At 46.8% G+C, this 13403-nt stretch carries 11 protein-coding genes; 7 read left to right on the top strand and 4 right to left on the bottom strand.

The window, feature by feature from the left end:
* Positions 1 to 5: 5 nt before the first annotated feature.
* The 5 genes from AC58QD_RS07215 to AC58QD_RS07195 all read left to right on the top strand — a co-directional run bounded on the left by AC58QD_RS07215 (position 6) and on the right by AC58QD_RS07195 (position 5742).
* Entirely contained in the window at positions 6 to 743 is a 738-nt protein-coding gene (locus tag AC58QD_RS07215) for an MBL fold metallo-hydrolase (protein ID WP_497331530.1), read from the top strand.
* A gap of 40 nt (positions 744 to 783) precedes the next feature.
* Entirely contained in the window at positions 784 to 1914 is a 1131-nt protein-coding gene (locus tag AC58QD_RS07210) for an aminotransferase class V-fold PLP-dependent enzyme (protein WP_497331528.1), read from the top strand.
* Between the two features lie 16 nt (positions 1915 to 1930).
* The gene (locus tag AC58QD_RS07205) at positions 1931 to 2956 is read left to right on the top strand and encodes a Gfo/Idh/MocA family protein (RefSeq protein ID WP_497331526.1); all 1026 of its coding nucleotides are present in this window, start codon (positions 1931 to 1933) and stop codon (positions 2954 to 2956) included.
* Positions 2957 to 2961: 5 nt separating this feature from the next.
* Positions 2962 to 3735 (top strand): SDR family NAD(P)-dependent oxidoreductase, encoded by a 774-nt coding sequence (locus tag AC58QD_RS07200; protein ID WP_497331524.1) that lies wholly within the window; start codon positions 2962 to 2964, stop codon positions 3733 to 3735.
* Between the two features lie 81 nt (positions 3736 to 3816).
* Positions 3817 to 5742, top strand: coding sequence for an alpha-L-fucosidase (locus tag AC58QD_RS07195; RefSeq protein WP_497331522.1), 1926 nt, complete (start codon positions 3817 to 3819; stop codon positions 5740 to 5742).
* Between the two features lie 104 nt (positions 5743 to 5846).
* On the opposite strand, the gene AC58QD_RS07190 is transcribed toward AC58QD_RS07195, so the two are convergent.
* From AC58QD_RS07190 to AC58QD_RS07180, 3 genes are read right to left on the bottom strand one after another with little or no spacing between them, the layout of a single operon-like run.
* Positions 5847 to 6701 carry an ABC transporter ATP-binding protein gene (locus tag AC58QD_RS07190; protein ID WP_497331520.1) on the bottom strand — a complete coding sequence of 285 codons (855 nt, stop codon included), beginning with the start codon at positions 6699 to 6701 and terminating at the stop codon, positions 5847 to 5849.
* A gap of 41 nt (positions 6702 to 6742) precedes the next feature.
* Positions 6743 to 7789, bottom strand: coding sequence for a FecCD family ABC transporter permease (locus tag AC58QD_RS07185; RefSeq protein WP_497331518.1), 1047 nt, complete (start codon positions 7787 to 7789; stop codon positions 6743 to 6745).
* A complete protein-coding gene (locus tag AC58QD_RS07180; RefSeq protein WP_497331516.1) occupies positions 7786 to 8796 on the bottom strand; it encodes a FecCD family ABC transporter permease in 1011 nt (336 codons plus the stop codon). Before AC58QD_RS07180 ends, AC58QD_RS07185 begins: the two co-directional genes overlap by 4 nt.
* A gap of 234 nt (positions 8797 to 9030) precedes the next feature.
* Between AC58QD_RS07180 and AC58QD_RS07175 the strand changes: the two genes are divergently transcribed.
* Together AC58QD_RS07175 and htpG are read left to right on the top strand one after the other, a co-directional pair.
* On the top strand, positions 9031 to 10029 hold the full coding sequence (locus AC58QD_RS07175; RefSeq protein ID WP_497331513.1) for an ABC transporter substrate-binding protein: 999 nt from the start codon (positions 9031 to 9033) through the stop codon (positions 10027 to 10029).
* A 173-nt stretch (positions 10030 to 10202) separates the two neighbouring features.
* On the top strand, positions 10203 to 12083 hold the full coding sequence (gene htpG, locus AC58QD_RS07170; protein ID WP_497331511.1) for a molecular chaperone HtpG: 1881 nt from the start codon (positions 10203 to 10205) through the stop codon (positions 12081 to 12083).
* A gap of 127 nt (positions 12084 to 12210) precedes the next feature.
* Here the strand turns inward: htpG and AC58QD_RS07165 are convergent, their stop codons facing one another.
* Positions 12211 to 13332 (bottom strand): sensor histidine kinase, encoded by a 1122-nt coding sequence (locus tag AC58QD_RS07165; RefSeq protein WP_497331509.1) that lies wholly within the window; start codon positions 13330 to 13332, stop codon positions 12211 to 12213.
* Positions 13333 to 13403 lie beyond the last annotated feature (71 nt).

Genomic DNA, 13403 nt, shown 5'->3' with positions numbered 1-13403 from the left:
CTTACATGAAGATAGCGGATCGTGTTTATTTGGTAGGCAGTGGAGCTTATAGCTGCGAACTCAGCCATTCCCGAGATTGCAATGTGTATGTAATCGACGGCGGTGGGGAGTACGCGATGATTGATGCAGGCAGCGGGATAGCACCTGAGCTAATCGTTGCACGAATGGAAGCGTGTGGAATCCCGATGGCAAAGGTGACCCGATTGCTGCTGACCCATATTCATGGCGATCACGCGGCTGGAGCTTATTATTTTCACAAGGAATACGGGTTAAAAGTTTATGTAGCTTCGGAAGCCGCTGCTTGGTTAGAGCAGGGAGATATGGACAAAACGAGCGTGAACGCAGCCAAGCGGGCCGGGGTCTATGACATCGAGTTTCAATATCCGGCTTGCCCGGTTGCAGGACATATGCGTGACGGGGATCGGATTACGCTTGGAGATTTGGAGCTGCACGTACTGGAGACACCAGGACACGCACGTGGACACGTCAGTTTTGTGATGGAGGAAGGTGGAGCGCGCTCTCTATTTTCTGGAGATGCGATCTTTGCGAATGGACGAATCTATGTTCAGAACTGTTGGGATTGCAGCATTCAGGATTATGCGAGCAGCATCGCCAAGCTTCACGAGCTTCAAGTCGATCGCTTGTATCCCGGACATGGAGCGTTTGTGATGAACCGAGCAGGGGAGCATATTACCCAAGCGCACCGATGCTTCGAGCGTCTGGATTTGCCGCCTAATTTGTAAGAATCAAGCAGGATAAGGAACTAATAGGGAGGTTTAAATATTGAACATTCAATCATTACTGCCAAAAGCTTCATTCCGAGGATTGGAGCAATGCACTTGGTTATACAACGGTGCAGAGACACCTCCTCTTGAGGGCAGCGCACAGGCGCTTGAAACCTATATGCGCAACCGCGAAGAAGGGCCGATCGGACGTGCAAAGAACACGGAAATCGAACAATCTTTGCGAAGCAACCTTGCACGGCTGTTGAATGGACGCGTTCAGGATATTGCCCTGGTCTCCAATGCTTCAGAAGCGATAACTATAATGGTCCAGGCACTGCGGCTCCAAGCGGGAGACAATGTGGTCATAAATGCTTTGGAGTTTCCGTCGGGTATTTTCCCGTTTCTGCTGTTGCAGGATCAGGGGGTGGAGGTGCGGCTTGTCCAACATCGCGATTGGCAAATTTCTGTAGATGATGTAATGGACCAGGTTGATGCCAATACGAGACTAGTCCTGTCCAGCCATGTGAGTTATGTTAGCGGGGCAAGATTGGACTATCGGTTACTCTATGAGCGGCTTCAAGGAACCAATGCTCTATTGTTGCTGGATGTCACACAGTCGCTTGGTGCGGTTCCCGTCGATATGCAGTCAGCTGATGTGATCGTGTGCAGCTCCTACAAATGGCTGATGTCTGTGCACGGCCTAGGCATTCTGGCGGTTAACCCTTCCCGGATTGGTCCAATCATGCCGGTCTCAGTAGGGTGGCGCAGTGTGAAGGAACTATTCCATGACGAGAGATACTCTTCCTTCCAATATTATGATGATGCGCGCAGGTTCGAGCTAGGGTTTCCGAACTACCCGGCTATTTATACGATGAATTTCTCCACTGGGTTGCTGCTTGAAACGGGAATTGAACGAGTCGAGTCTCATATTCTCGAGCTTGGCGGATATTTAATAGAAAGGTTGACCCAAGCGGGCTATGAGGTTATGACACCTCGTGAGCCTGAGCATCGCGCCGGGAACATCAGTTGGCTGTGTGAGCAAGGAGATCAGGTAGCATCAAGCTTGGAGGAAGCCGGGATCTATGTGTGGGGCGGCGACAAGCGGATTCGCGCTTCTGTGCATTTGTTCAACGATTCGGATGACATCGAACGATTGTTGGCTGCTTTGAAGCAGAGCGTTCAAGTATGAAAGGGTGCATGCAGGAATGGACACAATCAGAGTAGCTGTGATCGGATTAGGCGGATGGGGTCAATGCCATTTGGAAGCCTACCGTTCGATCCCCAATGTGCAAATCGTAGCGATATGCGATACGCGGGAACATATCCTCCAAGAAGTTGGCGATCGGTTCCAGGTTTATCATCGGTATTCGGACAGCTCGGAGCTTCTGGGTCGGGAGGATGTCGACTTGGTCAGTGTAGTAACCTCCGAGGAGAACCGCTTGCAGATCGTCTTGCAGGGGCTCAATGCAGGAAAGCACATTCTTGTAGAGAAGCCGGTATCGATTCAGTCCGAGGAAGCCAAGTTGATGCTTGAAGCAGCTGTACGCAATGGCCGCCATGTGATTCCGGGACACATTCTGCGTTTTGAGCCCCGCTATGCTGAGATTCAAGCAGCCATTCAGAGAGGGGATTTGGGTGTCCCACAGAGCATGTATTTCAAGCGAGCACGGACGAAGGGCATGTTTGCTACTTACAGCCGCACACATTCCGCTTATTTATCAGCCGTGCATGATATTGATTTGGCACTGTGGTATACGGAGAGTCGGGTAAAAAGCGTCAGGGCTTACGGCAAATGGGTTACAGGTGCGGATACACCTGATATTCTATGGGGCTGTCTGGAATTTCATAACGGGGCGATTGCCTTTCTGCACAGTAATTGGATGACTCCGGATGAAGCGGGTATCGTCATGAATGACGGTATCGAGGTGATCGGGAGTAAAGGGAATGCCCAGTTCGACAATCGGGGAACAGGTCTTGAGCTGTGGGATTCCGAGGGTAGGCACACGCCTGATCTTTATATTCATCGTGTCAGGAGCGGGTATGCGGAAGGGGCTCTCCGTGAACAGCTTCAATATATTTGCGGTTGTATCGCTACAGGTACGGATCCTATTCATACATCATTCACCGATGCTATCCACGGCATTGAAATCGCAGAAGCGATTGTTCGCTCGGCGGCGGAAGGCAAGGAAATTATACTTTCAACTAATAATGAAACTGGTAAATCGAGGTAATGAACATGCGATTATCAAACAAAATATGTATCATCACGGGCTCAGGCTCTGGAATCGGCCAAAGCTCTGCCCTCCTGTTCGCGCAGGAAGGGGCAGTGGTTATTGTAAACGACGTCGATAACGACAAAGGCACCGAGACGGTGGAGCGAATCCGTACGGCAGGAGGGCAGGCGGACTTCATTCGTGCAGATGTTACGAATCCGGAGGAAGTCTCCCTGCTTGTACAGGAAGTGATCGGCAAGTACGGCCGCATTGATGTGCTATTCAATAATGCCGGAATCAGCGGAGTTGGTGCCCTGCACGAGCTCGAGCCGGACGTGTGGGATCGTATAATGTCAATCAATATAAAAGGAGTCTATTTGCCTAGCAAGTATGTGCTCCCGCACATGATGAAGCAAAGCTCGGGGTCCGTCATTAATATGTCATCGTGCGTTGCCGAGATTGGTCTGGCAAGACGCGCTTCTTATGCAGCGACCAAGGGAGCTGTCCTTGCTCTCACCAAGTCGATGCAAGTGGACTATGCGCCCTACAACATTCGTGTGAATGCTCTCTTGCCGGGTACGATTCTGACTCCTTTTGTGGAGAACTACTTGAACGAATCCTACGATGATCCTGAAGCGGCTATTTCCGCCTTGAAGTTGCGTCAATTAAGCGGCGAGCTGGGACGTCCAGCGGATGTAGCCCAGGCAGCTTTATTCCTCGCATCCGATGATAGCAAGTTCATGATGGGGTCACCTTTATACATCGATGGCGGAGTGGTATTTGGTAAAAATGCATAGGAGTTCATAGAGACCGGTGAGTGTTTTTCCCATGTGATGGACACTAATTCTTTTATTAAAATGAAGTAGGAGAGTGTATACATGACCTTGAGATTGATTAAGCGAGCCGTTCATCTGGATTTTCATACCATGCCTGACATCCCTGATTTTGCAGCCAATTTTGACGCCAAACAGTTCGCACAGACACTCAAGGATGCCAAAGTAGAATATATTAATGTCTTCGCTAAATGTAATATCGGGATGGCCTACTATCCGACAGAAATCGGTGTCATGCATCCTCACTTGCATTTCGATATGTTCGGGCAAATCGTGGAGGAATGCCACAAGCATGGGATTGCTGTAACTGCCTATTTCAGTGTCGTGCTAGACCACGAAATGGCGCGTAAGCGCAGAGAATGGGCGACCGTCAACAAAGAAGGGCAAGTCATATACGGCGATCGAACGGCTAACTTTTTCCGTCACATGTGTTTGCACTCTGGCTATCACGATTACATGCTCGGGATGATCAAGGAGGTTGTGAGCAAGTATCCAGTCGATGGCGTTTTTCTCGATAACCTCGTTGTTAGTCCGTGTTATGGCAATGAATGCTGTGAGGCCATGCAGTCGGAAGGAATGAACCCGCTGGATGATGCAGACGTGCTGGCTTTTGCCAAAAGAAACGTGCTCCATTTCTGCCGGGAAGTGAAAGGCATTGTTGGTAACGACAAATTCCTCTATTTGAACGGGCCTGACTATAGCGAGACGGAAGGACTGCGTACGCATGTAGAGATCGAGTGCTTGCCGAGCAGTTGGTCGTATGACCGCTTCCCGGTTCAAGCTGCCTATAGTCGTAATCTCGGTCAGCAAGTCTTCTATATGACGGGGCGATTTAATGTGAACTGGGGCGATTTCGGCGGTCTGAAGAGTAAAACTTCCTTGTTGAACGATTGCTGGGACGCGCTCAGCAATGCAATGCCTACAATGATCGGCGATCATATGCACCCGAGGGACGGGTTGGATCCGGCTGTATACAAAGTCATAGGGGAGATACACGAAGAGTTGGAGAAATACGAGCCATGGACGGATTATGCCACAGCGGTTGCGGACATTGGTATACTCACACTCCCAGGCGGTAAAACAGATTCGTGTCACAAAGGTGCCGTGCGGATGCTCGGTGAGATGAAATATACTTATGATATCATCAATGAGAATCACGATTTATCGAGGTACAAGGTCATTATAATGCCCGATGACGTAGCGGTGACACCGACACTGCAGCCCAAGCTCGAAGCGTATCTAGCCAGTGGCAGGGGAATTATCAGCTCTGGCCGCTCCGGGCTGAATCCGGAAGGAACAGCATTCGCATTAGACGCATGGAATATGGATTACGAAGGAGCCGATCCTTGGAACTGCTCTTATTTCAAAATGCTGGAGCCTACAGACGGAGAAGTGCCGGATATGTTATGCGGGATCTACAATCAAGCGATTCTGCTGCAGCTTAAGGAAGGCGCAAGCGCGATCGCGGATTACTACCAGCCGTATTCCAATCGGAAGTGGGATGGATTTCACGGCAGCTTCTACACTCCGCCGGATCGTTATGCCGGTCGTCCGGCTGTGGTGAAATCGGGTCAAATCTATCAGTTCTGCTTTAATATTTTCACTTCTTATATAGAGTATGCCGTACCTGGCCACAAATCTATGGTGAAATACTGCCTCGAGCAGCTATTGTCTGAGCCGATTGTACGCTGCGACAATATTCCGTCAACTGCGCGTGTCACTGTAACGGAGAAGGATCAAAGGAGCATGATTCATATCAAGCTGACGCATCCGGAGCCGAGAGGAAAGTTTAATGTGATCGAAGATCGGCAAACGCTGGTGGACGGAGTTGTATATCTTAGAGGAGACAACGTAAAAGCGGTTTATTTGGCACCTGGGAAAGAAGCGCTCTCCCATGAGCAGGCGAATGGTTATGTCCGTATCCCCTTACCCAAGGTTGATGGCTATGCTATGGTAGTCGTGGAACGATAAACCCAAATCAAACCGGAGCAATGGAATTACGAGGTTGTGAACCGAGATGGTAATACGCGGCAGTACCCGGAATTACTTATACACCTGTTGCCGGTGACTGCCGCTCAAACCATTTCTACCTGACGTTTATCGGGTCCTTCACTTGTCTCCTGCAAGGGCGTAAGCATTCTGCCTTTCCCATAGGGAATACACATCGGTGTTCCGAAGATCGGATCAAGCGCAACACGGCACTTCATATCGAAGACGTCCGCAATCAATCCCTCGTTCATGATGTCCTCAGGGCGCCCTTCCCCATATACGGCGCCATTCTTTATGGCCACAATATGATGCGCATACCGGCACGCCAAATTCATATCGTGCAATACCATGACGATTGTTCGCTGCTCGTGCTCATTGAGCTCGAACAGCAGATCAAGCACCTCAATTTGATGAGTCATATCCAGATAGGTCGTTGGTTCATCGAGCAGTATCGTGTCTGTATCCTGAGCTAGAGTCATGGCGATCCAGGCTCTTTGTCTTTGTCCTCCCGACAGGCTGTCCACGGCGCGTTCTGCGTAGGCTTGCATGTGGGTAAGCTCCAAAGCGGAGCGCACCTTGTGCTCATCCTCAGTCGACCATTGCTGCAGCCAGCTTTGATACGGATAACGACCTTGTTTGACGAGCTGCAGCACGGTTAAGCCTGCCGGAGAGGAAGGGCCTTGGGGCAATATCGCCATCTGTTTGGCTATTTCCTTCGTCGGCAGCTTGGCCAGCTCTTCGCCATCCAGCAGGATACTGCCAGATCTCGGCTTAAGCAGTCGGGCGAACGAGCGGAGGAGTGTAGATTTACCGCAGCCGTTAGCCCCGATGAATACCGTAATCCTCCCCTTCGGGATGTGCAAGTTGAGACTCTCGAATATCGAGTAATCCCCGTAGGAGAGCTGTAGCGATTTGGCTTCCAGTGCTGTACGTTCTGTCATAAGAGTTAACTCCTTCTTGTCATTAGGAACTCGGAATGTCCTCAGGTATTTCGAGAACGGTATAACAAATATATGAAAAAAGGTGCGCCGATCGCGGCTGTAAATACGCCCGCTGGAATATCATGCGGTGGAAATAAGGAACGACCGGCTAGATCTGCCAATAGAAGGACAATCGCGCCAACCAATGCGGCCGCCGGGACCAAGGCTCCGAAAGTCGGTCCGACGATTTTGCGGGCGATATGCGGCGCTAGCAAGCCAATAAAGCCAATCGCTCCGCCGAAGGCAACCCCAGCCCCTGCCAGAGCAACGCTCAAAAGCAATAGTAGAAATCGCTGAAGCTGTACAGCGCTGCCGACTCCGCGTGCCACATCATCGCCCAACTCTTGAATATTAATATGGCGGGATAGAACAAGCACGAGAGGAAGAAGAATAACGATCCAAGGGAGCAGCGGCAGTACCGTCTTTTCCATTGATGTCCCATATACGCTGCCTGTCATGAATGTTAAAGATTGATTGGCTAGAACGATTGGGCCGGATATCATCATCATGTACGAAAGCGAGCTCATGGCGGCCGTGAAGCCGATGCCGACGAGCACAAGCCGCAGTGGGGCGACACCTTGCTTCCAGGACAACACATACACAAGCAGCGTAGCTCCAAAAGCTCCAATAATAGCCGCTAATGGCAGCCAATGAATACTTAGCTTGTCCGAGAAGAAGAAGAAAAAGGATACAGCTCCGAGTGTAGCACCTCCCGTTGTGCCCACGGTATCTGGAGAAGCCAAGGGGTTGCGGACAACACCTTGCAAGATTGCGCCGGACACTGCCAACGCAGCGCCTATCAAGACTGAGATGATGATACGCGGAAGACGGAGTGAACGCACAATCAATTCACTTGAATCCCCGCCAAATCCGAAGATAGAGCGAAATACCTCAACCGGTGAAATATAAAGGCTGCCAATGCCGGTGCTGACGATCATAAGAGCTAATAAGACGGCAAGAAGCAGGATGGAGGAGGCTACCGCCCTTTTATGAATGAGGAAAGAATACACTTTATTGCGGGTCGTTACATACCGGCTTCGGTCATTCATCCTAGCTGTCCCCCTTTGCGCGCAATGTAAACAAAGAAGGGAACGCCCAGCAGCGCTGTTGTAACTCCGACATGGACCTCTTTGGGCATTGCTATGAAACGGGCACCGATATCCGCGCTGACTAGAAGCAACGCCCCTAGAACGGCGCAATACGGGAGCAACCAACGATGATCCGTACCTACTAAGGCTCGCGCGATGTGCGGGATAATAATCCCGATAAACACAACAGGACCGGCAACAGCTACGGAGCCTCCTGCGAGAATGACGATGACGATCGCGGCAACTGCTTTTATGAGAACCGTCCTCTGACCAAGACCTTTGGCTACATCCTCTCCCATGTCCAGTACATTAATATGAGGGGAAAGGACGAGTGCTCCAATAAGCGCCACCAACATATATGGGAATACCGCTTGGAACATTTCCATGGTACGTCCCGCTACAGAGCCGACAAGCCAGAACAGCACCTGATCGAACGCTTTGCCGCTCGACAATAGGATCCCCTGTGTCAGCGCCGCAAAAAAAGCGGTGAGCGCGGAACCAGCCAGAGTGATTTTGATGGGGGTCATTCCGTCGCGGCCGATTGAGCCGAGGAAGTAGACCAGACAGGCACTAACTGCTGCACCAAGGAATGCGACCCATGTTAATGAAGTCAAACCTGAAATGTCGAACAAAGACACCGCAATTACAAGGGCAAAGGCAGCTCCGGCATTGACGCCGAATATACTGGGAGAAGCAAGAGGGTTGCGGGTAATAGCCTGCATTAAAGCTCCGGCAACAGCAAGACTGCCGCCGACGAGTGCCGCGATAAGCGATCTGGGCACGCGGACGGTCTGAATAATAATATGTTCGTTGGATCCCTCATAGTGAGTATAAGCCGTGATAACCTGATCCCATGAGTAAGTATGAAGACCGAATAGGACGCTGCAAGCCATAGCGATCCCAAGTAGAATGAAGGCTGTGAGGAGACCAATAGCTTTATAGGAACGATATGGTTTAATTGAGGTCATGAATAGTTAGCCGCTCCCTGTCTGAACTAACCTTGTATATGATGATTAGTATGGTAGAATTGTGCTGCTTAATACTTCTAATTCATTGTATGAGAATGATTTTCAGCTGTCAATGACTCTGAGAATCATTATCAAAAAAACAATTGACATTGAGTTAAGTGTCAAGTAGTATATGGATGTCAATGATAATCATTATCAACATAAGCATTCAAATATTGGGGGGCAATTTACATCATGTTACGTTCGATTCATTCACTGCGATCGAAACCGGCAGCGTTATTAGCCGTGATTCTAGCATTCACTCTTTTCCTGACGGCCTGTGGAGGGAATTCCGATTCTCAGTCCAAGACTGGCGCTGGCGGTGCTGCTGCTAATAACGAGGGTCCGCGTAAAATTACTCATATAATGGGGGAATCAGAGGTTCCGGCTCATCCCGTACGAGTGGTTACTCTAACGAACGAAGCGACCGAAGCCGTACTAGCACTTGGTATTAAACCGGTGGCAGCAGTAGAATCTTTCTACGGAAGCCCTTGGTACGAGCATCTTAAGAAAGACCTCGAAGGCGTTAAGCCTCTAGGAGTAGAAGGGCAACCTAATCTTGAGCTCATTGCATCTGTGAAGCCTGATCTCATTATCGGGAACAAGCTGCGTCAGGAGAAAATATATGAGCAGCTTAAGGCCATAGCGCCAACTGTTTTCTCGGAGACGCTCCGCGGGGAGTGGAAGAGCAACTTTGCGCTTTATGCTGACACATTGAACAAAAAAGCGGAAGGCGATAAGGTTATTGCCGATTTCGACAAGCGCATCGATGATTTCAAGCTAAAAGCCGGTGATAAGTTGAAGGCGGAGAAGGTAGCTGTTGTTCGCTTTATGGGCGGGAAAACAAGATTTTATTATGGTGATATGTTTTCCGGTGTGATTCTCAAGCAAATCGGCTTTCCGCGTTCGGACCCGAAGAGCGATGAGAAGTCGTTCGAGGATATTACCAAAGAACGGTTGACGGAGCTTGACGCTGCGGATAAGATATTCTACTTCACTTATGAAATCGGGGACGGCAAGGGCGAGAAGCAAGAGCAGGAGTGGATGAATGACCCCTTGTGGAAGAACCTTAAGGTCGTTAAGAATAATAAGCTGATCAAAGTTAATGATGCTACCTGGAATACCGCTGGAGGAGTGAAAGCAGCGAACTTGATGCTGGATGATCTCTACAAGCTCTATGACGTAAAACCATAATGGGCATTTCATAAGCTTGTTTGTACAGTTTGACCGTTTTTCAATGGAGTTGTGGTTTACGAAAAAAAAGGAATGTTATATAATAATGATTGGCACTCGATGGGTTAGAGTGCTAATCATTATTTTTTTATACCCTATACCTTATTTGAATCTTTTTAAGGAGAGCGATAGGAATGGCCAAAACAGAGTTCAAGGCAGAGTCCAAAAGATTATTAGAAATGATGATTAACTCTATTTACACACAAAAAGAAATATTCCTAAGAGAGTTGATCTCCAATGCCAGTGATGCAATTGACAAGATCTACTATAAAGCACTAACGGATGAGAATTTGGTTTTTGACAAGGATAGCTATTATATAAAAGTGGTTGCCGACAAGGAAAGTCGGACGTTGACGATCCGCGATACCGGTATTGGAATGACCCGAGAAGAGCTGGAGGAGAATCTTGGCGTTATTGCGAAGAGCGGCTCTTTGGCGTTCAAGAAGGAGAATGAATCAAAGGACGGACACGATATAATCGGTCAGTTCGGTGTTGGATTCTACTCGGCCTTCATGGTTGCTGATGTGGTTACAGTTATAAGCAAGGCTGTAGGCGGCGATGGCGCATATAAGTGGGAATCTACTGGGGCAGACGGGTACATGATTGAGCCGGTTGAGAAGGATTCATACGGTACCGAGATTATACTTAAGATCAAAGAGAACACCGAGGATGACTCCTATGATGAGTGGATTGAAGAGTATCGTTTGAAAGCCATTATCAAAAAATACTCTGATTTCATCCGATATCCGATCAAAATGGAGATTGCCGGAAAAAGACCTAAAGAGGGCAGCGACAATGAGTTCGAGGATTATCAGGAAGAGCAGACCGTTAACAGCATGGTTCCGATCTGGAAAAAGAATAAGAGCGAGCTGACCTCTGAAGATTATGAGAAATTTTATATGGAGAAGCGTTACGGATTCGATAAGCCGCTCAAGCATATCCATATTAATGTCGATGGTGCTGTGAGCTACAACGCCATCCTCTTTATACCTGAGAATATTCCTTTTGACTACTATTCAAAGGAATACGAGAAGGGCTTAGAGTTATATTCCAATGGTGTCTTGATTATGAATAAGTGCTCCGATCTTCTTCCCGACTATTACAGCTTCGTCAAAGGTATGGTGGATTCGGAGGATCTGTCGCTTAACATTTCCAGAGAGATGCTGCAGCATGATCGACAATTGAAACTGATCGCCAAGAACATCAAGAGTAAAATCAAAAGTCAGCTGCAAGGCCTGTTGAAGGATGAAAGAGACAAGTATGAGCAATTTTTCAAAGCCTTCGGCAGACAATTGAAATTTGGGATTTATAATGAATATGGCATGCATAAAGAGGAATTGCAGGACTTGATCATGTTCTACTCCTCTACCGAGAAAAAGCTGGTCACCCTGGATGAGTATGTATCGAGAATGCCAGAAGATCAGAAGTACATCTATTATGCATCCGGGCAATCGAATGAAAGAATTGAAAAGCTGCCGCAGACCGAGATGGTCTCTGAGAAAGGCTATGAGATTTTATACTTTACCGATGAAATCGATGAGTTCGCCATCAAGATGCTCATGACCTACAAGGAGAAAGAATTCAAGTCTGTATCCAGCGGGGACTTAGGGTTAGAAGCAGAAGACAAAGAGGATCAAGATAGTTCTGAAGAGAAGGATAACAAAGAGCTATTTGAGCACATGAACAGTCTTTTATCGGATAAAGTGAAAAAGGTAAAAGCGTCCAAACGCTTGAAGTCACATCCTGTATGTTTCTCTTCAGAGGGCGAACTAACGATTGAGATGGAGAAAATATTGAAATCGATGCCGAATAACCAGGATGTGCAAGCGGACAAGGTGCTCGAGATCAATGTGAATCATCCGGTGTTTCAATCGTTGAAGGATGCTTATGCGAATGATAAGGACAAGCTAAGCTTGTACACGACGTTATTATACAATCAGGCTCTTCTGATCGAAGGCCTGCCGCTGCAAGATCCGGTTGAATTCACGAACGATATTTGTAAAATTATGGTTTAGTATTTGGTTGTCATAGGAAGAGGCCGCTCATTCTGAGCGGCCTTTTTTGACGAGAATAGAAATTTCATTCCATAAAAAAAGAAGATAAGACGTGTGTCCTCACTCCCCAGTGGTTTTCGCTCCATATTCAATGTAGAGCTTTTTTAAAAGACAAAATAAAAGTAGTTACTTTTTCATTAGTTTCAAAAGTTATATCACCATCATTTTTTTGCATAATTTGTTTGCATATCGTTAATCCTAGCCCAGTCCCAGATGATTTATTGGTTACAAATGGTGTGAATAATAAATCTTTTATCTCGTCAAGGATCATTGGGCCATTGTTAGAAATATACAGATAAGCATTATCATCATCCTCTTTAATAGATAATGTAATTTCCTTCCTGTGGTAAACATCAAGTAACGCATCAACTGCATTGTTTAATAAATTGGAGATTACTTGTTGTATGCCCATTTTTTGTACCCTGATCATTTTATCTGCTTTAAATTTTTTAATAAACATTACATCTTCTTCTATTAATCGCGGATTTAGCATGGATAGAACAGAGTTGATAATTTGTATTAAAGAGATGTTATCGAACGATTCATCATGTTCTCGATTTCTAGAAAAACTGAGAAAACCCGTAATCTGCATGTTAATACTCTCAAATTCATCATCAATAATTTTAAAATAACCAGCAATCTTTGAGTCCGTTTGTGGTGAAACATTTTGTTTAATAAGTTTTAAAAATCCCTGAATGGAGGTAAGAGGATTTCTGATCTCATGGGCCATACTGGCTGCCATTTTGCCAATCAGAGTCAAGCGTTCACTATGTAACTCGTTAATTTGCTTATCTTTTTCCAATATAACATTTCGAGTTAAGTTCCAATAATTTTCACGAGCATTCTTCTCAAATAGGTCCATCCTAAATATGTATTTTTTTATAAGTTGATAGGTGGTAATCTCATTATCTATGGCTACCATTTCGACAGTTTCAAGAATAATTTTTCTCCAAATATTTGTAGTAATCAAAATGTATTCAATATAATTATACCGATCCAAAGAAATTTTGGACCATTTGGGTATAGAATTAAAAATGGGATGGTCGTCCGCAGAGATTTCTAAATTCATTACATAATCTAAATAATTATTAATAATTTCATCTGAGTCAAGAGGCAAATCGGGATAAATATCACGAACTTCCCCCAACCATTTATTCGATATGGTCACTTTGTGGCTTAACATGATTGAAACATACTCATTATTCATCATTCTTATAGCCACCGCCCTAGTGTGTTTAATTCGACAAATATTAACCTAATACCTTTAAACTATATGTACTA

It is taken from the genome of Paenibacillus sp. J2R1T-4 (assembly GCF_059692235.1).
Note: the sequence above shows the minus strand (reverse complement) of the source record. Positions and strands in the feature narration are given on the sequence as shown.

Excerpts from the sequence above, each read along its gene's own strand:
- AC58QD_RS07215 (WP_497331530.1), top strand. The coding sequence starts at position 6 with ATGAAGATAGCGGATCGTGTTTATTTGGTAGGCAGTGGAGCTTATAGC.
- AC58QD_RS07205 (WP_497331526.1), top strand. The coding sequence starts at position 1,931 with ATGGACACAATCAGAGTAGCTGTGATCGGATTAGGCGGATGGGGTCAA.
- AC58QD_RS07200 (WP_497331524.1), top strand. The coding sequence starts at position 2,962 with ATGCGATTATCAAACAAAATATGTATCATCACGGGCTCAGGCTCTGGA.
- AC58QD_RS07195 (WP_497331522.1), top strand. The coding sequence starts at position 3,817 with ATGACCTTGAGATTGATTAAGCGAGCCGTTCATCTGGATTTTCATACC.
- AC58QD_RS07190 (WP_497331520.1), bottom strand. The coding sequence starts at position 6,701 with ATGACAGAACGTACAGCACTGGAAGCCAAATCGCTACAGCTCTCCTAC.
- AC58QD_RS07185 (WP_497331518.1), bottom strand. The coding sequence starts at position 7,789 with ATGAATGACCGAAGCCGGTATGTAACGACCCGCAATAAAGTGTATTCT.
- AC58QD_RS07180 (WP_497331516.1), bottom strand. The coding sequence starts at position 8,796 with ATGACCTCAATTAAACCATATCGTTCCTATAAAGCTATTGGTCTCCTC.
- AC58QD_RS07175 (WP_497331513.1), top strand. The coding sequence starts at position 9,031 with ATGTTACGTTCGATTCATTCACTGCGATCGAAACCGGCAGCGTTATTA.
- htpG (WP_497331511.1), top strand. The coding sequence starts at position 10,203 with ATGGCCAAAACAGAGTTCAAGGCAGAGTCCAAAAGATTATTAGAAATG.
- AC58QD_RS07165 (WP_497331509.1), bottom strand. The coding sequence starts at position 13,332 with ATGATGAATAATGAGTATGTTTCAATCATGTTAAGCCACAAAGTGACC.